Annotated in this window: 17 protein-coding genes and 1 pseudogene; 10 read left to right on the forward strand and 8 right to left on the reverse strand. The window is 63.5% G+C overall.

All coding sequences use genetic code 11. The features are described 5' to 3' along the window. The first annotated feature begins 54 nt into the window (after nucleotides 1-54). Nucleotides 55-390, forward strand: a complete 336-nt coding sequence (locus IVA79_RS14970) for a hypothetical protein (protein ID WP_247553930.1) — start codon at nucleotides 55-57, stop codon at nucleotides 388-390. 374 nt (nucleotides 391-764) lie between these two features. Here the strand turns inward: IVA79_RS14970 and IVA79_RS14975 are convergent, their stop codons facing one another. The 3 genes from IVA79_RS14975 to IVA79_RS14985 form a co-directional block, all read right to left on the reverse strand. Further along, the gene (locus IVA79_RS14975) at nucleotides 765-2,078 is read right to left on the reverse strand and encodes a GGDEF domain-containing protein (protein ID WP_247553933.1); all 1,314 of its coding nucleotides are present in this window, start codon (nucleotides 2,076-2,078) and stop codon (nucleotides 765-767) included. A 249-nt stretch (nucleotides 2,079-2,327) separates the two neighbouring features. Next, a complete protein-coding gene (gene pncB, locus IVA79_RS14980) occupies nucleotides 2,328-3,632 on the reverse strand; it encodes a nicotinate phosphoribosyltransferase (protein ID WP_247553935.1) in 1,305 nt (434 codons plus the stop codon). Between the two features lie 79 nt (nucleotides 3,633-3,711). Then, nucleotides 3,712-4,632, reverse strand: coding sequence for a LysR family transcriptional regulator (locus IVA79_RS14985; protein ID WP_247553937.1), 921 nt, complete (start codon nucleotides 4,630-4,632; stop codon nucleotides 3,712-3,714). 100 nt (nucleotides 4,633-4,732) lie between these two features. Between IVA79_RS14985 and pcaH the strand changes: the two genes are divergently transcribed. Both pcaH and pcaG read left to right on the forward strand, forming a co-directional pair. Then, nucleotides 4,733-5,521, forward strand: coding sequence for a protocatechuate 3,4-dioxygenase subunit beta (gene pcaH / locus IVA79_RS14990; RefSeq protein WP_247553939.1), 789 nt, complete (start codon nucleotides 4,733-4,735; stop codon nucleotides 5,519-5,521). 4 nt (nucleotides 5,522-5,525) lie between these two features. Further along, nucleotides 5,526-6,152, forward strand: coding sequence for a protocatechuate 3,4-dioxygenase subunit alpha (pcaG, locus tag IVA79_RS14995; RefSeq protein WP_247553941.1), 627 nt, complete (start codon nucleotides 5,526-5,528; stop codon nucleotides 6,150-6,152). A 22-nt stretch (nucleotides 6,153-6,174) separates the two neighbouring features. On the opposite strand, the gene IVA79_RS15000 is transcribed toward pcaG, so the two are convergent. Then, nucleotides 6,175-6,786 (reverse strand): NYN domain-containing protein, encoded by a 612-nt coding sequence (locus tag IVA79_RS15000; protein ID WP_247553943.1) that lies wholly within the window; start codon nucleotides 6,784-6,786, stop codon nucleotides 6,175-6,177. Nucleotides 6,787-7,130: 344 nt separating this feature from the next. After that, on the reverse strand, nucleotides 7,131-8,030 hold the full coding sequence (locus IVA79_RS15005; RefSeq protein ID WP_247553945.1) for a helix-turn-helix domain-containing protein: 900 nt from the start codon (nucleotides 8,028-8,030) through the stop codon (nucleotides 7,131-7,133). A 50-nt stretch (nucleotides 8,031-8,080) separates the two neighbouring features. Between IVA79_RS15005 and pobA (IVA79_RS15010) the strand changes: the two genes are divergently transcribed. Next, nucleotides 8,081-9,253: a 4-hydroxybenzoate 3-monooxygenase gene (pobA, locus tag IVA79_RS15010; protein WP_247553947.1), complete on the forward strand. Its 1,173-nt coding sequence runs from the start codon at nucleotides 8,081-8,083 to the stop codon at nucleotides 9,251-9,253. Between the two features lie 88 nt (nucleotides 9,254-9,341). Continuing rightward, nucleotides 9,342-10,442 (forward strand): annotated as a pseudogene (pobA, locus tag IVA79_RS15015) (4-hydroxybenzoate 3-monooxygenase); the annotation flags it as partial. 13 nt (nucleotides 10,443-10,455) lie between these two features. On the opposite strand, the gene IVA79_RS15020 reads toward pobA (IVA79_RS15015), so the two are convergent. From IVA79_RS15020 to IVA79_RS15030, 3 genes are all read right to left on the reverse strand, one after another. Next, complete coding sequence (locus tag IVA79_RS15020) at nucleotides 10,456-12,606, reverse strand: adenylate/guanylate cyclase domain-containing protein (RefSeq protein ID WP_247553949.1); 2,151 nt, start codon at nucleotides 12,604-12,606, stop codon at nucleotides 10,456-10,458. A gap of 19 nt (nucleotides 12,607-12,625) precedes the next feature. Next, nucleotides 12,626-13,294: a hypothetical protein gene (locus IVA79_RS15025; RefSeq protein WP_247553951.1), complete on the reverse strand. Its 669-nt coding sequence runs from the start codon at nucleotides 13,292-13,294 to the stop codon at nucleotides 12,626-12,628. A 186-nt stretch (nucleotides 13,295-13,480) separates the two neighbouring features. Then, the gene (locus tag IVA79_RS15030; protein ID WP_247553953.1) at nucleotides 13,481-14,605 is read right to left on the reverse strand and encodes an HD domain-containing phosphohydrolase; all 1,125 of its coding nucleotides are present in this window, start codon (nucleotides 14,603-14,605) and stop codon (nucleotides 13,481-13,483) included. 293 nt (nucleotides 14,606-14,898) lie between these two features. Between IVA79_RS15030 and IVA79_RS15035 the strand changes: the two genes are divergently transcribed. Genes IVA79_RS15035 through IVA79_RS15055 form a run of 5 tightly spaced genes read left to right on the forward strand, consistent with a single transcriptional unit; the run spans nucleotide 14,899 to nucleotide 19,890 of the window. Beyond that, nucleotides 14,899-15,222 (forward strand): STAS domain-containing protein, encoded by a 324-nt coding sequence (locus IVA79_RS15035; RefSeq protein ID WP_247553955.1) that lies wholly within the window; start codon nucleotides 14,899-14,901, stop codon nucleotides 15,220-15,222. Then, nucleotides 15,222-15,587 (forward strand): response regulator, encoded by a 366-nt coding sequence (locus IVA79_RS15040; RefSeq protein ID WP_247553957.1) that lies wholly within the window; start codon nucleotides 15,222-15,224, stop codon nucleotides 15,585-15,587. Before IVA79_RS15035 ends, IVA79_RS15040 begins: the two co-directional genes overlap by 1 nt. Further along, complete coding sequence (locus tag IVA79_RS15045; RefSeq protein ID WP_247553959.1) at nucleotides 15,584-17,686, forward strand: chemotaxis protein CheA; 2,103 nt, start codon at nucleotides 15,584-15,586, stop codon at nucleotides 17,684-17,686. The genes IVA79_RS15040 and IVA79_RS15045 overlap by 4 nt, the downstream gene beginning before the upstream one ends. After that, nucleotides 17,686-18,147 (forward strand): chemotaxis protein CheW, encoded by a 462-nt coding sequence (locus IVA79_RS15050; RefSeq protein ID WP_247554048.1) that lies wholly within the window; start codon nucleotides 17,686-17,688, stop codon nucleotides 18,145-18,147. The genes IVA79_RS15045 and IVA79_RS15050 overlap by 1 nt, the downstream gene beginning before the upstream one ends. A gap of 42 nt (nucleotides 18,148-18,189) precedes the next feature. Beyond that, entirely contained in the window at nucleotides 18,190-19,890 is a 1,701-nt protein-coding gene (locus IVA79_RS15055; protein ID WP_247553960.1) for a methyl-accepting chemotaxis protein, read from the forward strand. The last annotated feature ends 56 nt before the right edge of the window (nucleotides 19,891-19,946 follow it).

Here is a 19,946-nt window from a genome sequence, read left to right on the forward strand (position 1 = left end):
GCTCCGATGCCGACCCCACTGGTTATGGGAGCGAGGCTTCCAACGATACCTCCGATGACGACGATGTTGTTGTTGGAATTGGAAAGGACGACCCCTGTCGAGCCGAAGGCCGATGATCCGACCACAGCACCGGCATCTATCGTGATGGCGTTGTTGTTGCTGCCGCTGACCAATGCAATGCCGTCGCTGTTCGCGGACGCGATCGACGCGTTGCCGGAAACGTTGATCGTGCCATTGGATGCCGCTTCGAAGGTAACGCTCGCAAAACTGGGATCGTTCACGGAAGTTGCGGTGCCATCGCCGATATTGACGGTCACACCGCTGACCACAGGCGCCGTCTTGACTCGTGTATTGCCTGCCCCCGTGCAGGTGATTGAATCGCCCGAATGAAGCGACGTCTGCGAACCGCTTCCGGTAACGACACAGGCCGCCGCCGCGGGCGCGATGAGCCACGGCGGCGCCGTGCCCGTAGCAAGAGCGCTGATCGCGGTGCTCAAGAGGAGCGCATGCCGCCGGCGCGTCTTTGCACGACGAATATCCGGCGAGGTTTTCCAATCATTCCAAGGCACCTGCAAACTCCTTTCACGATGCGGCCCGAACGGAATCCTGCCGCAACGGTGGGCAGTTGCCATGCTTAGTGATGGAGGCCTTGGCTTTCTTGGACCAGCGCGCAAAACGGAGTGTCGAAATGCGAAAGACGCAACGTTTTCGGGAGTAATGTGGCCAGGGCACCACAACGCGCCGTTTACGCGGCTCGCGAGCTGTCAGCCTCGCGCTGCGACGGCTTCGCGTGGCCGGGCCGCAACGGCGATGACGTCCAGTCTGCCGCCATCGACCTGAACGCGGTTGCGTCCCTTTTCCTTGGCGCGATAGCAGGCGGCATCTGCGCGCCGCATGGCGTCCTCGATCGTGGCGTTGCCGTCGGCGATGCAGGCGACACCGATGCTGGCGGTCACCGCAAAGCAGCGATCGTCCCAGGCGAAGTTGAGCAGCTCCAGCGACCGCCGCAGCCGCTCGGCGATGTCGACGGCAGTCGCCGGCGGGCACTGCGGCAGGATCAGCCCGAATTCGTCGCCGCCGAGCCGGGCCACCAGGTCACGCGGACGCCGATCCTGTTGCAGGAGGCGCGAGACCCGGCCGAGCAGGCGGTCGCCGGCAAGGTGCCCGCAGGTGTCGTTGACGCTCTTGAACTGGTCGAGGTCGAGCAGGATCAGGCCCAGCGAACCCGCGGCGGCAACGTCCAGCTCGCGTTGCAGCCGCGCCTCGAAGGCGCGGCGGTTGGACAGGCCGGTCAGCCAGTCGTGCGAGGCCTGCCAGGCCAGGCGCTCCTTCTCGGAATGCAGGGCGTCTTCGAATGCCTGCCGTTGCAGCACCAATCGCCTGGTGTGCCAGATCAGGAGCAGGACCAGCGTGACAGCGGTGACGATGTTGATGCCGGTCAGTGTCAGCTTGATGGCGCGGGAGCCTTCGCCGAGAACAGTGGAGAACCGCTTGGCATGCACCGTGAACTGGGTGTTGAGCTCGGACAGCCGCGACGACAGAAATTGCAGGCGGTTTGGGTCTCGAACAGGGCCGTTCTCCAACTCGGACCGGATGACTTCGCCGAAGACGCTCAGCTCCAGCAGCATCGGATCGGTAGCGGTCCACTCGCGGATCGCTTCCTGCAGGAAGCTGACGCGGTTGAAATGGCGAAACAGCCAGATCAATCCAGGAACGTCATCGGGATGATTGCCGCCCTGCAGGAAGCCGATGCGCGCGGCATCGACGTCGACCGGATCGCGCTCGAGTGCCCAGCGCGCGAACTCGTCGCCGATAGGAACGGCGAGCGAGGCCTGGTATTGCGTGAACTGGCTGGCGTCACCCGAATGCAGATAGAGATTGAGGAAATAGACGGCGTTCTTCTGCGAACGGGACCACATCGCTTCGCCCGCGACATAGGCGCGAACCGACGACATCACCTCGAGACTGAATCCCGCGATCGCCGCCTGGAGCATGACGACCATCACGAAAGGCGAGACGAGCTTGATGACGTGAAGGAAGCTGTGTCCCTTCATCGACGTCGCTGTTCTGCGAAACACCCTGCGTTCCCCAAATCGCGCAACGGCCCCAGCGGATGCGCCGCGCCTGCAACGCGAAGTAGAGCAGATGGTTGCTTAAAATCGACCTGAAACGCCCGCGGGACTGCGTCGCAGGGTGAAGGCACCGTGATGCGGATATGCGCAGATCGCTTCAAATGCCGTAAATCGGATCTAGCGCTGTATCGGCGGACCAATGCCTCGGATTCGTCGCGCGCGGTTTACCCGATCGAAAGAGGCCTGGTCGGTTTGCTAGACCAGCACCGGTTTGCGCACGCGGCCGGCGTCGCCGAACACGCGCAGGTAACGCTCGATCTCCGAGGGCATGCCGGTCGCCTTCTCCGGATTGTCGGAGAGCTTGACGGCGGGACGGCCATCGACCGACGACACTTTGCAGACCAGCGAGATCGGATCGAGATTGAACGAGCCATCCGGCGTGCAGCCGACGAAATCGTTGGTGAGGTTGGTTCCCCAGCCGAAGGAGAGCCGCACCCGGCCGGCAAAGTGATGATAGGTCTCCTCGATCGAGCCGACGTCCATTGCGTCGGAAAAGACGAGCAGCTTGTCCTTGGGATTGCGTCCCTTCTTCTGCCACCAGGCGACGATCTCCTCGCCGGCCTGGATCGGCGGCGCGCTGTCGGGCCGGAAGCCGGTCCAGTCAGCGACCCATTCCGGCGCATCGCGCAGGAAGGCCTTGGTGCCGAAGGCATCGGGCAGTGCGATCAGGAGGTTGCCGCCATAGGTCTGACGCCACTGGTCGAGAATGCGATAGGGCGCCCAGCGTAATTCCTCGTCGTCCCTGGCGAGCGCGGCCGCGACCATCGGCAGCTCGTGCGCATTGGTGCCGATGGCCTCGAGATCGTTGTCCATCGCGAGCAGCACGTTGGAGGTGCCGATGAAGGACGAGCCCAGGCCTTCCTTCACCGCCTCCACGCACCAGCGCTGCCAGAGGAAGCCGTGACGGCGGCGGGTGCCGAAGTCGGACAGGCGCAAATTCTCCAGCTCGCGCAGCCGTTCCACCTTGGTCCAGAGCTTGGCCTTGGCGCGCGCATAGAGCACGTCGAGCTCGAAGCGGCCGCGGCCCTTGATCGCAGCACGGGAGCGCAGCTCGTTGAGGATTGCGAGCGCCGGAATCTCCCACATCGTGGTGTGGGTCCACGGCCCGTGAAAATGCAGTTCGTACTGGCCCTCGACCTTGCGCAGCTCATACTCGGGAAGGCGGAATTCGGCCAGCCAGCGGATGAAGTCCGCCGAGAACATGTGGGTCTTGCCGTAGAAGGTGTTACCGGCAAGCCAGATCAGCTCCTTCTTGGTGAAGCGGATGGTGCGGGCGTGGTCGAGCTGGGCGCGCAACTCGCCCTCATCGATGATCTCGGCGAGCCGGACGTGGCGCGAACGGTTGATGACCGAGAAGGTCACCCGCTGATCCGGGTAGTCTTCCCGAATCATTTGTAACATCAATAGTTTATAGAAGTCGGTATCAAGCAGGCTGCGGATGATGGGATCCAGCCGCCAGCTGTGATTGTAGGTCCGGCTTGCAATGTCGGTCACTGTCATGGGGGCATTTTAGCGTGGCTGCCTTTGCGCAACCAGTGGGTTTGGCGAGGGCTGGTCTTCCGAAAGACGGTATCGGCTATCAGGCCTTGGCGGCCGTCGCTGCGACACTCTCGAGCTGGCTCCTGACCCAACGATGGGCCGGGTCTTTCTGATAGCGCTGGTGCCAGACCATGAACATCGGCAGCTCGGCCAGCGTCCGCGTGCGGGACGCCAGCGGGATCCGCGCTTGCGCGAACCCGCGCATGACCCCGGACGCCAGCAGGCTCGGCATGCTCGCCAGCATCTGCGAGCCGCGAAGAAAGGACGGCACGCCGGAGAAGCTCGGCACCGAGATCGCGATGTCGCGATGGAAGCCGTTGGCCGCCAGCCGGCGGTCGAAGTCGAGCCGCTCATTGTCGGTATAGACCACCGTGACGTGACGTGCCGCAAGATAGGCGCTGCGCCCGACCGGAGCGGTACGCGCCTTGGGATCGAAGTAGCAGACGTAGTGATCGCTCAAGAGGCGCTTCTGCACGATATCGACGCCGGACGGCGGCAGCGGCGTGATCAGGAGATCGCAGCGGTTTTCGCGCAGCATCGCGGGCGAGGGCGACTGCGAGGGGATCACCCGCAAATTCAGGCCCTTCACTTGCGCGGCGACGTGATCGAAGAACCGCGGCAGCAGCAGATCGCGCTGGAAGTCGTTGGCGGCGATCGTCAGCGAAAGCTGCGCGCGAGCCGGTTCGAACGTGACGCCGCCGGCAAAGCTCCGCATCTCGTCGATCAGAGCCCGCGCCTTCGCGGCGAGGGCCCGCGCATGCGCGGTGGCGACGATGCCGCGGCCGGATTTCGCGAACAGCGGATCGCCTGCGATCCGCCGCAGCTTGTTCAGCCCGTGACTGACCGCCGATTGCGTCAGACCGAGCCGCGTTGCCGCCGCGGTGACCGATCCTTCCTCCAGCACGGCGAGGAACAGTTCGAGCGCGTGGCCGTCGAGGGCCAAATGATCGATTTTCTTCATGCAATATATTATAATCGATCTATTTATCCGGGGAATAGACCCGCCCATGATCTCCCGATAAGCCGCGCGTCCGGACCGGGCGCCCCAAGGGAGAGACACGATGAATGCAAAGGCGTCAGCCTTGCGGGATCCCCGCCTCAACCGTCCCGAGCCCTTTACGCCGCCGCTCGGCGATGGCGGCTTCTTCCAGCGCGACCGTTCCATCCATCCGCCGGCGCATGCGCCGGGCTACAAATCCTCGGTGCTGCGCTCGCCGCGCCAGGCGCTGCTGTCGCTGGAGAATTCCGTCTCGGAGATCACAGGGCCGGTGTTCGGCCATAACGATCTCGGCCCGCTCGACAACGATCTGATCCGCAACTACGCCAAGGAGGGCGATCCCGTCGGCGAGCGCATCATCGTCCACGGCCGCGTGCTCGACGAAACCGGACGCGGCGTGCCGAACACGCTGGTCGAGTTCTGGCAGGCCAATGCCGGTGGCCGCTACCGGCACAAGAAGGACACCTATCTGGCGCCGATCGATCCGAATTTTGGCGGCTGCGGCCGCGCGCTGACCGACGACACCGGCTACTACTACTTCCGCACCGTGAAGCCAGGGCCCTATCCCTGGCGCAACTACGTCAACAGCTGGCGGCCCGCCCACATCCATTTCTCGGTGTTCGGCTCGGGCTTTGCGCAGCGGTTGATCACGCAGATGTATTTCGAGGGCGATCCCTTGATCCCGGTCTGTCCGATCCTGACGACGATTCCGGACAAGGATGCGCTCGACCGCCTCGTGGCGCCGCTCGACCTCAACGCCTCGACGCCGTTCGATTCGCTCGCCTACCGCTTCGACATCGTGCTGCGCGGCCAGCGCTCCACCTACTTTGAAAATCGTACCGCGGGGAACTAAGTCCATGCCGCAGCCGCTCAACTACCTCAAGGAAACCGCCTCGCAGACGGCCGGGCCCTACGTCCATATCGGTCTGATCCCGGCGATGGCCGGCTTCGACATTTTCGAGAAGAACTTCTCGAATGTCCTGACAACGCCGAATACGCAGGGCGAGCGCATCACGCTGGAAGGCAAGGTGCTCGACGGCGCCGGGACGCCACTGCGCGACGTGCTGCTGGAGATCTGGCAAGCCAATGCCAGCGGCCGCTACAACCATCCAGCCGATCGCTCGGCCGGCGCGCTGAGTGAGGAGTTTCGCGGCTGGGGCCGCGCCGGCTCCGATTTCGAGAGCGGCCTCGTGACGTTCGAGACCATCAAGCCGGGCGCGATCATCGACAGAGCGGGCCGGACATGCGCGCCGCATGTCAATGTCTGGATCGTCGCGCGCGGCATCAATATCGGCCTTAACACGCGAGTCTATTTCTCGGATGAAGAGGCCGCCAACGCCACCGACCCCGTGCTCAACCTGATCGAGCCGCCGGTGCGCCGCAAGACGCTGGTTGCCACGCGTAGCGAACGCGCCGGCAAGGTCGTGTATTCCTTCACGATCAATTTGCAGGGGCCGGAGGAGACGGTGTTCTTCGACGTGTGAGGGGCCGGCGGCCGTCCCAGGATCACTCCACCGGGTCGCCGCGACTGATCGCTCCGCGTGCGAGGAACTGTGATGTTTGACGCATCTCGCGCGATCCCGGTCGTTCGACCGGGTCGCGCCCCACTTTTTGTTTCAGGTCTGCTAAATCGATGAAGATGTCCGCCTGTCGGCGCAGGTCGTCGGCGACCATGGGCGGCTGAGTAGAGAGAGTGGAGACGACCGTCACGCGGACACCGCGGCGCTGCAGGGATTCCACCAGCGAACGAAAATCCCCATCGCCCGAGAACAACACGATCTGATCGACATGCTCGGCGAGCTCCATCGCCCTTACGGCGAGGTCGACATCCATGCGACCCTTCACCTTGCGGCGGCCGGTGGTGGCGTCGACGAACTCTTTGGTGAGCTTGGTGACGACGGTGTATCCATTATAGTCGAGCCAGTCGATCAAGGGACGGATTGACGAATACTCCTGATCCTCGATGATGGTCGTGTAGTAGAAGGCCCGCAACAGGCTACCCCGGCTCTGGAATTCACCGAGCAGACGCCTGTAATCGATGTCGAAACCGAGCGCCTTGGAGGTGGCATAGAGATTGGAGCCATCGATAAAGAGCGCGATCTTCTCAATCGAAGACATTATGCAAAAATCCCCAGTTCCGCACGAAAGGCGGACGGTCCAGCCGAAATGGCGCGGTGTGTCCGCCGGAAAGCACGGAAGGTGCCGCTTGCTGAAAAAGCGGCGCAGACGACCGGACAGGGGTGGCCGCCTTGCGCCAAGGTTAGGGAGGTTCCATGCCACCAGCGCCAGGGCGCCGAATGCAGCCACGCTAAGGCGTACCCATTCCCTGCTCAATTGTACGGAGGTAAAGGGGCTCTATCCAAAGGATGGGACCCTCTATACGAAGGTAAGTGGCGACGAGAGCCATAGCCGTTCGCAGCGTGGCTTCGACCACAAGCGTTCTTGGTCTTTCCTCCGATGCGTCAGCCTTCGTCGCCATGGAGCTGCGCGCGGAACGCGCGCGGTGATATTCCCGTGGCTGCGGCGTAGACCCGGCTGAAATAGGCGGGGTCCTCGAAGCCGAGCGTGTAGGCGATCGTCGAGACCGGCAAATTGGTGTAGACGAGGTTGCGCCGCGCCTCGCGGATCAGCCGGTTGAGGATGAGGTGCGAGGCGGTGTCGCCGGTCGCCGCCCGTGTGATCCGGTTGAGATGCGTCGGTGTCACGGCCAGCGCCTCGGCATAGTCCGCGACGCTCCAGCGCTCCAGATGATGCTGCTCCAGCAGCGCCTCGAAGCGGCGAAACAGGCTGGACTCGACCGCGCCGTTGCCGCCGCTCTCGCTCGTGAGCGCGCGCGCCACCAGCCCGATCATGGCGGATGACAACGCGCGCAGCACATGCGCACGGCCGAAATCGCGCCCGGCGTGTTCGGCGAAGATCTGCTTCATGATGGCGCGGATCTGCGGTGTGCCGCGCACCACGGCCGAGCGCGACAGTGCACCGCGCAGGCCCTCGGCGGCGAGCAGCGCCTCGTCCAGAATCTCCGCGGCGATGGTCAGCACCCACCCTTGCGTATCGGGCACGAAGCGGAAGCCGTGGACGTGACCGACGGGCACGTTGACGATCTGCATCGGCTTTAGGGGCACCACCCGTCCGTCGAGCGTCGCCTCGCCGCCGCCGCGCTCGATCAGCAGCACCTGGTGCAGCCGGGCGTGGCGATGTACGGCCAGGGTCCAGTCGTGCAGCACCGAGCGGGACGCGATGGTCTCGCAATGCACGACGTCGGGCAGATCGCCGGACTCGCCGAACAGATTGTAGATGCGGATCGTCGGGGCTGTGGGTCTCATGTTCGAATAGTACAAGATAATGGCGAAACCCTCCATCGGTCCGCAGCGGAAAATCTGCAAAAAAGTGGCGACCGGAGGACGCAAAAATGAAAGTTCAGGTCTGTATCATCGGCGGCGGGCCGTCCGGGCTGCTGTTGTCCCAGCTCCTGCATCTGAAGGGCATCGACACAATCGTGCTGGAGAAATACAGCCGCGACCATGTGCTCGCCCGCATCCGCGCCGGCGTGCTCGAGCATGGCTTTGCGAAACTGATGCGCGAGGCGCAATGCGGCGAGCGGATGGACCGCGAGGGTGAAATCCATAACGGCTTCGAGATCGCCCATGACGGTGTGCTCTCCAAGATCGATCTGCACAAGCATTCCGGCGGCAATTCGGTGCTGGTCTACGGCCAGACCGAGCTGACGCGCGACCTCTACGAGGCGCGGGACCGCCTCGGCGGCAAGGTGGTGCACAACGCGGAAGACGTGACGCCGCATGATCTGACGTCGGACCGGCCCTACGTGACCTATCGATCGAACGGCGAGATCATCCGCGTCGATTGCGATTACATTGTCGGCGCCGATGGTTTCCACGGCGTCAGCCGCAGGTCGATCCCGAAGGACGTGCTGCGCGAATATGAGAAGGTCTATCCGTTCGGCTGGCTGGGCGTGCTGTCGCGCACGAAACCGGTGTCGCCCGAGTTGATCTATGTGAAGCACGAGCGTGGCTTTGCACTCTGTTCTCTGCGCTCCCAGGTGCTCAGCCGCTACTACATCCAGGTGCCCTTGACCGACAAGGTCGAGGATTGGAGCGACGATGCGTTTTGGGCCGAGCTGAAGCGTCGCCTTCCGGACCAGGTCGCCGGCAACCTGATCACGGGGCCGTCGATCGAGAAGAGCATCGCGCCGCTGCGCAGCTTTGTCGCCGAGCCGATGAGCTATGGCCGGCTGTTCCTCGCGGGCGATGCCGCGCACATCGTGCCGCCGACAGGCGCGCGCGGGCTGAACAGCGCCGCATCCGACATCTATTATCTCTATCACGCCCTGCTCGCGCATTATCAGAGCGGCGATGATTCGGGCCTCAAAGGCTATTCCGCCAAGGCGCTCGCGCGGATCTGGAAAGCGCAGCGCTTTTCCTGGTGGATGACGATGCTGCTGCACCGTTTTCCCGACCGGCTCGACTACGAGGACCGGCTGCAGCAGACCGAGCTGGACTATCTGCTCTCCTCCGAGACGGCGCAGCGCCTGCTCGCGGAGAATTATGTGGGGCTGCCGTTTTAGGGTAAAGTGGCCGCTACTTCCCTTCCAGCGTGTTGACGGGTGTCCAATCGGACGGCGGCGGATTGGCGATCAGCGCTCGCGCGCGTTGGGCATCGACACAATCGTGCTGGAGAAATACAGCCGCGACCATGTGCTCGCCCGCATCCGCGCCGGCGTGCTCGAGCATGGCTTTGCGAAACTGATGCGCGAGGCGCAATGCGGCGAGCGGATGGACCGCGAGGGTGAAATCCATAACGGCTTCGAGATCGCCCATGACGGTGTGCTCTCCAAGATCGATCTGCACAAGCATTCCGGCGGCAATTCGGTGCTGGTCTACGGCCAGACCGAGCTGACGCGCGACCTCTACGAGGCGCGGGACCGCCTCGGCGGCAAGGTGGTGCACAACGCGGAAGACGTGACGCCGCATGATCTGACGTCGGACCGGCCCTACGTGACCTATCGATCGAACGGCGAGATCATCCGCGTCGATTGCGATTACATTGTCGGCGCCGATGGTTTCCACGGCGTCAGCCGCAGGTCGATCCCGAAGGACGTGCTGCGCGAATATGAGAAGGTCTATCCGTTCGGCTGGCTGGGCGTGCTGTCGCGCACGAAACCGGTGTCGCCCGAGTTGATCTATGTGAAGCACGAGCGTGGCTTTGCACTCTGTTCTCTGCGCTCCCAGGTGCTCAGCCGCTACTACATCCAGGTGCCCTTGACCGACAAGGTCGAGGATTGGAGCGACGATGCGTTTTGGGCCGAGCTGAAGCGTCGCCTTCCGGACCAGGTCGCCGGCAACCTGATCACGGGGCCGTCGATCGAGAAGAGCATCGCGCCGCTGCGCAGCTTTGTCGCCGAGCCGATGAGCTATGGCCGGCTGTTCCTCGCGGGCGATGCCGCGCACATCGTGCCGCCGACAGGCGCGCGCGGGCTGAACAGCGCCGCATCCGACATCTATTATCTCTATCACGCCCTGCTCGCGCATTATCAGAGCGGCGATGATTCGGGCCTCAAAGGCTATTCCGCCAAGGCGCTCGCGCGGATCTGGAAAGCGCAGCGCTTTTCCTGGTGGATGACGATGCTGCTGCACCGTTTTCCCGACCGGCTCGACTACGAGGACCGGCTGCAGCAGACCGAGCTGGACTATCTGCTCTCCTCCGAGACGGCGCAGCGCCTGCTCGCGGAGAATTATGTGGGGCTGCCGTTTTAGGGTAAAGTGGCCGCTACTTCCCTTCCAGCGTGTTGACGGGTGTCCAATCGGACGGCGGCGGATTGGCGATCAGCGCTCGCGCGCGTTCGGCAAACCGCGCCGATGCCGGATCGATCTCTGCGACACGCCCGAACGCATCAGACGCCTTCGCAAAATCCCGCGCGCGCCAGCAGGCGAGGCCCTCCGCATAGGCCGCGGTCACCGTCGTCTGGTTGGCGCTCTCCGCGCCCTTGTCCGCCAATGGCTCAAACACCTTGATGACCTCGCCGCGGCCTTGCACCCTGATCGCGTCCAGCTCGCGCCAGGCGAAACTATCGCCGGTCTGCACCATCGTCGTTTCGGAGGCCATGATTGCGGTGCCGTAATATTTGTTGGCGCTCTCGAGCCGGGAGGCGACGTTCACGGTGTCGCTCATCACGGTGTAATTGAAGCGGCGGCGCGAGCCGATATTGCCGACCACGGCTTCGCCGCTGTTGAGTCCGATGCGATGCGACAGGCCGTGGCCGGCGAAAGCGGCATTACCGGCGTTCAGCTCCGCCAGCTTCTCATGGCATTTCAGCGCGGCGCGAACCGCGTTGCGTGCGTGTGTGGGATCGTCCGCCGGCGCGCCGAACATGGCGACGATGGAATCGCCGATGTATTTGTCGACATAGCCGCCATGGCTTTCGATGATGTCGGTCATGGCGGAGAGATATTCGTTCATCAACGTCACCAGCTCGCCCGGTGTCATGGTTTCGGCAATGGACGAGAAGCCGCTGAGGTCGGAGAAGAACATGGTGACGTTGCGCATCTCGCCGCCGAGCGCCGGCATCTTGCCGGAGGCGACCATGCTCTCGATGACCTCGGGTGCGAGGTAAAGCGCAAAACTCTTGCGCAGGAAGCGCTCGTCGCGATCGGCCAACACGAATCGATAGCCGATCATGATCGCGAGTGCGGCGAGGCTGCCGAGTGCCGGCTCCGTCAGCGGCAGTGCCAAGGCATGGATGAACGCGCCGATGGCCATGGCAGCGTAAATGGCGGTGAGAGCGAACCAGGCGATCAGCGCTCCGCTCGGCGCGAGCATGCAAGCCGCACAAGCGATGACGAGCGTGAACGCGATCGTGAGAATGCTCCGCGCGGGGAAGCCGAGCTCGGTCACGGCATCGCGCTCGATCAGGTTGCGGACTGCGGTGGCGTGCACGAACACGCCGGCGACGTCACTGCGGGCGCGTTTCGTTGCGCGCTCCTGCGCGGGCAGAGCACATCGTGCCGCCGGCGTGCCGTCATACCCGCCGGACAGGCGCATCGATGTGAGCTTGCGATCCTCGAAATTCAGGACCGTGCCGAGCAGAACGACCTTGCCCTCGAAGGCGCGGCGGAAGAAATCGCGGTCGCCCTTTTCGACGCAAGCGCGCAGATCGGCGAAGGAATAGGCCGGCACGTCGCGGCCAAGTCCCCGAAAGTTGAGCGTCATTGTATTCGGCACTGCGCTCGGAATCGCATAGCCCAACAATTCGCTCGCCCCGGACGGGGCAATCTCGAGCTTTCCGCCGAGCGCACGCGCCGCGAGCTCGACCGCCATTGCGGGCACCGGTTTGCCCTCGATCGAGAAGCTCAGCGGCATTCGCCTGATCACGTCATCGGCGTCGGTATGCACGTTGAGCGCGCGAATGCTGTTGCGCACCGCGACTTGCTGCGCGCGATAGGGGACTTCCGGATGGTCGTTGTGCAGGATATCGCCGAGCACCAGTTTGCCGCCGTCGGAGATCTGCCGCAGCGCGATCAGATAATCCCGGTCGAAGCCCTTCATGCGGCTGCCGACCGAGGTGTCGCCAAAGGGAATCTCCGACTGCTCGATCGAGCTCGGAAAGATGACGTCGAAGCCGATCACCTTGGCGCCGCCGTCGGTGATGCTGCCGAGCACGCGGCCGATCTCGCGCGTCCAGGTCTGCGTCGGCGATCCCTTGAAGGGCGGCGTGTCGTAGGTCTCGCCATCGATGGCCACGACGACGACCGGCGCATTGGCGGGGTCGCGGCGGTCGCCAATGAGCTTGCCGCGCAGTGCCGTGAGGATGTCGAGCGAGAGGCCTTGCAGCGTCTGGAGCGGCGGAGACGTGAAAATTGCGCCCACGAGGAGCGCAATCAGGATAGCTGCAACGATGTCCCGTCCCCCGATCCGCCGCATCGCCCCGTCGCTAGGCTGCTTATTCGAGCCGCAGCAGGCGGCCGATGATCGGGGTCGGCGACGAGGTGGCGCTGGCGTCGACCAGGAAGGTGTAACGCTTGCCGCCGAGGCTTGCGAGGTAGCTGCCGCCCGGGGTCAGCGACTTCCCGGCCTTGGCGAAATCATAAAACTTGCCGCGAATCATGATGTCGTTCTTGAGCGGTATGCTGATCGTGGGTTCCTTGCCGTCGGTGCGCTCGATCACCAGCGTGCTCCCGCTCTTGGCCTGGACCAGCGGCGCGACGCCGTAGATCGTCGGCAGCTTGGATGGCGTGCCCTTGGCATCGGACCGCATGGTCCGGAACGTGGTCGCGGCACTCTGGTTGGCCTCGCGCTCGGAGAGCTGTGCCGCCTTGGTGTCACAGGGCACCTTGGCGCGCTGCACGTCGCCGAGCTGCACGGTGCTTTGCTCGGCCCCGACGAGCACGACGCCTTCGCTGATCGTCTCGCGCAGGCAGGATTTGAGATAGCTGAGCGTAATGCTCGCTTTGGGCCCGAGCTTGATGATCTTGCCGGGCGCGACATAGTCCATGAACTCGACGCCGTCGACCTTGCCTTGCACATCCTCGACGATCGCGGCTGGCGTTTCCGCCAGGGCGGGGGCCGCAACACAGAATGCGCCGACGACGACGCCGATCAGGCTTCTCATGGGTATGCTCATTTAATTCGACCGATACTTTGCTGGTCCCCGTCCCGGCCCGATGTCTAGCAGCGGAGCGCCCAGGTAAGTGTGACCAGAATCACCCTTTGACTATTGGTGCACTCTAGCAGGAACTGGTTCAAGCCGGCCATCGGCGACAAAGAGGGTCGTCAAGCTGTTGGCCGGACGACGACATCAGGTGGTGGCGGCAAATTCGGGCGAAGGTCCCTCGACCGGACACTCCATGGTCGGGGTGAGAGGAGCCTCAACCTTGTGGAATGGCGTCGCCTGCCCTCCGGCGGCGATATCGAGGACCTCGTCCCAACGCGACAAGAAGGCCTCGACGCAGGCCGGATCGAATTGCCGCCCCTTGTTCTCGACCAAATAGTTGCGTGCCACCTCGATCGGCATCGGCTCTTTATATGGTCGTCGTGTGGTCAGCGCGTCGAAGACGTCGGCGACCGCGACCACGCGTGCGGCCATTGGAATCTCGTCCGCCTTGAGACCGCTCGGATAGCCGGCGCCGTCCCAGCGCTCATGATGGCCTGCGGCAATTTGCGCACCGAGCTGGATCAGCTCGCAGCTCGAGTCCGCCAAGATCTTCTTGCCGATCGTCGCATGGGTGCGGATCACCGCCATCTCCTGGTCGGTCAGCTTGCCGGGCTTGAGCAGGATATTGTCGGGAATGGCGACCTTGCCGACGTCGTGCAGGGGGGCGGCCAGATAGATGTCGCGGCAGAGCCGGGCCGGCAGGCCGAGCTGTTCGGCGATGATGCGGCTGTAGCGGGCGACCCGCAGCGCGTGCTCGCCGGTGTCGTTGTCGCGATATTCCACCGCAAGCGCGAGCCGCAGGATGATCTCCTCCTCGCGCTCACCGAGCTTTCGTGTCGCTGCTGCGACTTCGCTGGCCAGATGCGCGGCGCGATCGCTGAGCTTGCGCACGGCTGCACCGAATTGAATCAAATTCCGTAGGCGCACCGTCATCTCGACGCTCTGCGGCTGTTTCGGCAAGAAATCGGTTGCACCAGCCTGCAGCGCTTCCATCTTGACGTCATCGGTCTGTCGCGACGTGATCATGGCGATCGGAATGTCGGCGCAGCCAGGAAGCCTGCGGAAGGTGCGGATGAAGCTGATGCCGTCCATATGCGGCATCTCGTAGTCGACCAGCACGAGATCGAAAACGCGCTCGCGCGCGCAGGCCAGCGCTTCCACGGGATCGAGGAAGGTGGTGGCCTCCACCAGACCTTCGGCCTCGATGTGACGTTTCAGAAAGTTGAGGACGGAGCGGCTGTCGTCAACCAGAAGCGCTTGGGTCAGCATCGGCGGCCGGGGCTCTCTTCGCTGGCAGGTCACGAACCCTAGGCATAACCCGATCAACTTTAACGCGAGGCAAATGCGCGGACTGAGCTCATGCTGCAGGAATATGCATACCGCGCATGAGATTTTAGAACCGCTATGCACGCTTGCGTGCACACACGAACCTTCAGCGCGCTGTAACCCGTAGTTGTACGGTCCGTCGAATTAGGGATTTGCTCACTACCCGCGCCAATAGTGCTCGCACGACATTCTCGTGTTGCGTGTGTGGGGAAAACCGCGAGCAGATTGGGGGACGAATGCCACCTGAAGCCACCGAATCGAAGTGGTCCGTGCGCCTGCCCGCCGATTGCAGTATCGCGGCGATCCGCGGCGTCTACGATCTGATCCGAGACGCTTTCGGCCGCCAGCACCGGCTCGAAATCGACTGCTCGATCGTCGACAAGGCCGACGTGACCTCCATCCAGCTTCTGCTGTCGACCGCCAAGACGGGCGAGGCCCAAGGCCGCCCGGTGGTCCTGACCTATTTTTCCCAGTCTCTGCGCAATACCCTCCGCCGCGCCGGCTTCACCACCGACGCTATGGTCGAGCAGCACTTCCGACAAGAGAAAGATGGCGTCTAATGGCCACGATATTGAGCGTCGACGACTCTCCCAGCATCCGGCAGATGATCAAGGTGGTCCTCGAGCCGGCTGGCCACAACGTGATTGAGGCCGGCGACGGTGCTGAGGGGCTCGCCAAGGCCCAGGCCACCAAGCTCGACCTCGTGATCACCGACCTCAACATGCCTGTCATGAACGGCCTCGAGCTGATCCGGGCGCTGCGCAAGCTGCCGGCAGCGGTCGGCATGCCCATCGTGTTCCTGACCACCGAATCCAACGACGCGGTCAAGCAGGAAGCCAAGAGCGCCGGCGCCACCGGCTGGATCACCAAACCGTTCAAGCCCGAGCAGTTGCTCGCCGTCGTCTCCAAACTGGTGCGCTCATGACCGCGATGGACCCGACCGAGGTTTTTCGTCAGGAAGCCAGCGAGCTCTTCGAAGTTCTCGAAGGAGCCTTGCTCGATCTCGGCCAGTGTCCCGATGATCGCGAGCTGGTCGATTCCGCCTTTCGCGCCCTGCACACGATCAAGGGCTCGGGCGCCATGTTCGGCTTCGACAAGGTCGCCTCCTTCACTCACGAATTCGAGACCGCCTTCGACCGCGTCCGCAGGGGCGAGATCAAGCCGACGCAGGAGCTGATCTCGGTCGCGCTCGCCGCCAAGGACTACATCCGCGCGTTGATCGAAGACCCGCAATCGACCGACGACATCATCGGCGAAGCCATTCTCGACGATCTCAAGCGCTTCGTGTCGTCGGACCAGCCCTCCGCCCCCGTGGCCGAGATTGCCGAGGCGCGGCCGCTGGCGCCCGGCGAGAGCAGGCAGGCCGGCTGGCACCTGTACCTGGACTTCGAATCCCACATCCTGCGCAACGGCTCGAATCCGCTCGACCTCTTGGAAGATCTCTGCAAGCTCGGTCCGTGCTTCGTCGTGCCTGTCACCGACGGTGTCCCGTTCCTCGACGAGATGGATCCGGAAGATTGTTATCTGAAGTGGGACGTCAAGCTGCATGCCACCTGCGACAAGGACGCGATCGACGACGTCTTCATGTTCGTCCAGGACGAGATGAAGCTGACGCTCTCGCCGCTCGAGCAGGTCGAAGCGCGTGCGCCGGCGCCTTTGTTCCAACTCCTCGACGAAGAGCCGGCCCCGCCGGTCGAGACGGTTGCGCAAATGATGGCGCCGGCTGCCGCCGTCGCGCCGCCTCTTGCTGCAAAACCCGAGCGCAAGGCTGAAGTGGCAAGCGAACCGAAGTCCGACATCAAGTCCGAGACGGCGCCCGCGCGCCGCGAGGAGGCCAAGCAGGAACGGGGCATCGCCACCGTCCGCGTCCAGGCCGAGCGCCTTGACGAGCTGATGGCCCGCGTTGGCGAGCTCGTCATCGCCCAGGCGCGTCTGACCCAGCTCGCATCGGCCGGCTCGGACCTTTCGATCAAGATGATCGCCGAGGAAATCGAGCGGCTCGCATCCTCCTTGCGCGACACCACGATGGGCGCGCGCATGGTCCCGATCGGCTCCTTGTTTGGCCGCTTCCGCCGCCTCGTGCACGATCTGTCGCGCGATCTGTCCAAGCCGGTCGAATTCGTCACCTCGGGCGAGGACACCGAGCTCGACAAGACCATGATCGAGTGCCTGGCTGATCCGCTGGTGCACCTGATCCGCAATGCGATCGACCACGGCATCGAAGACACCGCCACGCGCGCTGCCCATGGCAAGACCGAGCAGGGCCGCATCGAGCTTGCCGCCGTGCATTCCGGCGCGCAGGTGCTGGTCACGGTGAAGGACAATGGTGGCGGCCTCAATACCGCGCGCATCCGCGCCAAGGCGGAAGAGCAGGGGCTGATCGCAACCGGAGCTGCGCTATCCGACCACGAGGTCCATCAGTTCCTGTTCCATCCCGGCTTCTCCACCGCGCAGACCATCTCGGCGCTGTCCGGCCGCGGCGTCGGCATGGACGTGGTCAAGCGCACCATCGAGAACATGCGCGGCTCGATCGACCTGTCGACCAAGCCGACTCAGGGCACCACCGTGACGCTGCGCCTGCCGCTGACGCTTGCGATCATCGAGGGCCTCCTGATCCGCGTCGGCGAAGGCCGCTACATCATTCCGCTGTCCGCGGTGGAGGAATGCATCGAGCTGACCGCCGAGGACGAACGCTCCTGCGGCCGCAATTTCCTCAACGTGCGCGGCAATCTCGTGCCCTTCCTCCGGCTGCGCGAGATCATGTCCGCATCGGGTACGCCCGACCGGCACCAGAAGACCATCATCATCTCGACCGGCGAAACCCACGTCGGGCTTGTCGCCGACCAGATCATCGGCAGCCACCAGACCGTGATCAAGTCGCTCTCCAAGTTGCATTCGGACGTCACAATGTTCTCCGGCGCGACCATACTGGGCGACGGCACGGCGGCGCTGATCCTCGACGTGGCGCAGCTGGTTGCGCTGGCGCAGGCGCAGACCGAGAAACAAATCAGCGAGGCAGCGTGATGAACGACGGGTTGGCGGGCGTGCAACAGTCGGGTGCGATGCAGGTCGTGATGATCGGTCTCGGCGAGGAGAAGTTTGCGCTCGACGCGGGCCTCGTGCGCGAGATCATCGATCCGGTGCTGGTCACGAAAGTCGCCGGTGCGCGTACCTTCGTTCCGAGCGTGATCAACGTGCGCGGCAATGTAATTCCCCTGGCTGACCTGCGCATCCGCTTCGGCATGCCGCAGACCGACGCATCCGCCGACACACGCATCGTCGTCATCGAGATCCAGATTGACAACGAACCGGTTCTGGTCGGCGTGACCGCCGACAAGGTCTACGAGGTTACGGAAATCTCGCAGACCGACGTGCAGCAGACGCCGCGCGTCGGCATGCATTGGAAGCCTGAGTTCATCCGCTTCATCACCAAGTGGCGTGAAGAGTTTGTCATCGTTCCGAATATGGAGCGAATTCTGAATTGATCGGGTCTCCAGTCGAGGCTCTAATGGTAGGGGCAATATTTCATGAGATTTACAGTCAAAGCAAAACTCGCCAGCGCATTCGGCGTCGTCATTGTGCTTTCCATGATCGCCGGTAGCGTCGCCTACGTGAAGCTCAGCGAACTGATCGGAGCGAGCGACGCGCTGGTCTCTGCGGCAGGGCGCATCCAGAAAGCGGCGGATCTGCAAAAGGAGATCCTGATGCAGATTCGTGCCGAAAAGAACGCGATCCTGGCACCATCCGACGCGGAGACGGACCGCATCGCAGGCGAGATCGGCAATCTTCGGAGCACATTTACAAGGAAGAGAGACGAGCTCTATGCCATCGCTACGGAAAATGGCAAAAAGCTGATTGACAAGCTTTCTGCAGCTCAGGTCAAGATGATGGCCGCCCAGGATGAGGGGCTCAAGCTGGCCAAGATTGATCGGGCGAAAGCGGCCGCGCATTCTTCCACGGAGGTGCGTAAGGCCGGAGGCGAGGCGCTTGCGGCTGGCGACGAGTACATCGCTTACGTGAATAAACAGGTGGCTGATCGATCCGAGCAGGCTCACGAAGACGGAGCTCGCGCCCAGACGATCCTGCTCAGCATCATCAGTATATCGCTCATAGTCGCCGTTGGTGCGGCAATGTGGATCGCGCTTGGAATCAGCCGCGCCCTTGCTCGGGCCGTAGGCCTCGCCGCCGCAGTTTCCAATGGCGACCTCACCCAGACCATCAACATGTCCAGCAATGACGAGATTGGTGATCTGGTAAAATCTCTGAACGCGATGGTTGAAAGGCTCAGGCAGATCGTGTCGGAAGCTCTGACCGCAGCGAGTAATGTCTCGGCCGGCAGCCAGGAACTCTCGGCGAGCGCCGAGCAGCTATCGCAGGGGGCGACCGAGCAGGCGTCGTCCGCCGAAGAAGCCTCCTCCTCGATGGAAGAGATGGCCTCCAACGTGAAGCAGAACGCCGACAACGCCAGCCAGACGGAGAAGATCGCGGCTCAGTCCGCCAGGGATGCCGAAACCAGCGGCGCCGCCGTCGGTCGTGCCGTTGAGGCGATGCAGACGATTGCGGAGAAGATCACCATCGTGCAGGAGATCGCGCGTCAGACCGATCTTCTCGCCCTCAACGCCGCGGTCGAGGCCGCCCGCGCCGGCGAGCACGGCAAGGGCTTTGCGGTGGTCGCCTCCGAGGTGCGCAAGCTCGCCGAGCGCAGCCAGGCGGCCGCTGCAGAGATCGGCACGCTCTCGAGCGAGACCGTGAAGGTCGCTCAGGAGGCGGGAAGCATGCTCTCCAATCTCGTCCCTGACATCAAGAAGACGGCAGAGCTGGTGCAGGAAATCACGGCCGCCTGCCGCGAACAGGACGTCGGCTCCTCGCAGATCAACCAGGCGATCCAGCAGCTCGACAAGGTAGGCCAGCAGAATGCCAGTGCGTCCGAGCAGGTGTCCTCGACCTCGGAAGAGCTCGCTTCGCAGGCCGAACAGCTGCAGTCGACCATCTCGTTCTTCCGGATCGAGAACGACAAGCGCAAGGAGAACGCCTCGGCCGCGCCGATCGACCAGGCTGTCACCCAGCTCCGTGCCAAGGCCGCGCAGATGACGGCCGCCGATCGCGGCAAAAAGAAGCCTGCGCCTGCGCGCCAGCCGGCACGTGCGTTGAAAGTCGCCAGCGGCGGCGGTTTCGCCTTCGATATGGACGCTGGCGAGGACGATCGCGACGCAGAGTTTCGACGCTGATCAACCGGTCCGGCCAAGTGCCGGACCGCACCCATCGCAACCCATCGACCCCCGGG

It is taken from the genome of Bradyrhizobium sp. 138 (genome assembly GCF_023074075.1).
Classification (GTDB): domain Bacteria; phylum Pseudomonadota; class Alphaproteobacteria; order Rhizobiales; family Xanthobacteraceae; genus Bradyrhizobium.

Bases quoted from the DNA above. Each gene is read 5' to 3' on its own strand.
- IVA79_RS14970 (WP_247553930.1), top strand. From the start codon at position 55: ATGACGACGATGTTGTTGTTGGAATTGGAAAGGACGACCCCTGTCGAG.
- pncB (WP_247553935.1), bottom strand. From the start codon at position 3,632: ATGACAGTGACCGACATTGCAAGCCGGACCTACAATCACAGCTGGCGG.
- IVA79_RS14985 (WP_247553937.1), bottom strand. From the start codon at position 4,632: ATGAAGAAAATCGATCATTTGGCCCTCGACGGCCACGCGCTCGAACTG.
- pcaH (WP_247553939.1), top strand. From the start codon at position 4,733: ATGAATGCAAAGGCGTCAGCCTTGCGGGATCCCCGCCTCAACCGTCCC.
- pcaG (WP_247553941.1), top strand. From the start codon at position 5,526: ATGCCGCAGCCGCTCAACTACCTCAAGGAAACCGCCTCGCAGACGGCC.
- IVA79_RS15000 (WP_247553943.1), bottom strand. From the start codon at position 6,786: ATGTCTTCGATTGAGAAGATCGCGCTCTTTATCGATGGCTCCAATCTC.
- IVA79_RS15005 (WP_247553945.1), bottom strand. From the start codon at position 8,030: ATGGAGGGTTTCGCCATTATCTTGTACTATTCGAACATGAGACCCACA.
- pobA (WP_247553947.1), top strand. From the start codon at position 8,081: ATGAAAGTTCAGGTCTGTATCATCGGCGGCGGGCCGTCCGGGCTGCTG.
- IVA79_RS15020 (WP_247553949.1), bottom strand. From the start codon at position 12,606: ATGCGGCGGATCGGGGGACGGGACATCGTTGCAGCTATCCTGATTGCG.
- IVA79_RS15025 (WP_247553951.1), bottom strand. From the start codon at position 13,294: ATGAGAAGCCTGATCGGCGTCGTCGTCGGCGCATTCTGTGTTGCGGCC.
- IVA79_RS15030 (WP_247553953.1), bottom strand. From the start codon at position 14,605: ATGCTGACCCAAGCGCTTCTGGTTGACGACAGCCGCTCCGTCCTCAAC.
- IVA79_RS15035 (WP_247553955.1), top strand. From the start codon at position 14,899: ATGCCACCTGAAGCCACCGAATCGAAGTGGTCCGTGCGCCTGCCCGCC.
- IVA79_RS15040 (WP_247553957.1), top strand. From the start codon at position 15,222: ATGGCCACGATATTGAGCGTCGACGACTCTCCCAGCATCCGGCAGATG.
- IVA79_RS15045 (WP_247553959.1), top strand. From the start codon at position 15,584: ATGACCGCGATGGACCCGACCGAGGTTTTTCGTCAGGAAGCCAGCGAG.
- IVA79_RS15050 (WP_247554048.1), top strand. From the start codon at position 17,686: ATGAACGACGGGTTGGCGGGCGTGCAACAGTCGGGTGCGATGCAGGTC.
- IVA79_RS15055 (WP_247553960.1), top strand. From the start codon at position 18,190: ATGAGATTTACAGTCAAAGCAAAACTCGCCAGCGCATTCGGCGTCGTC.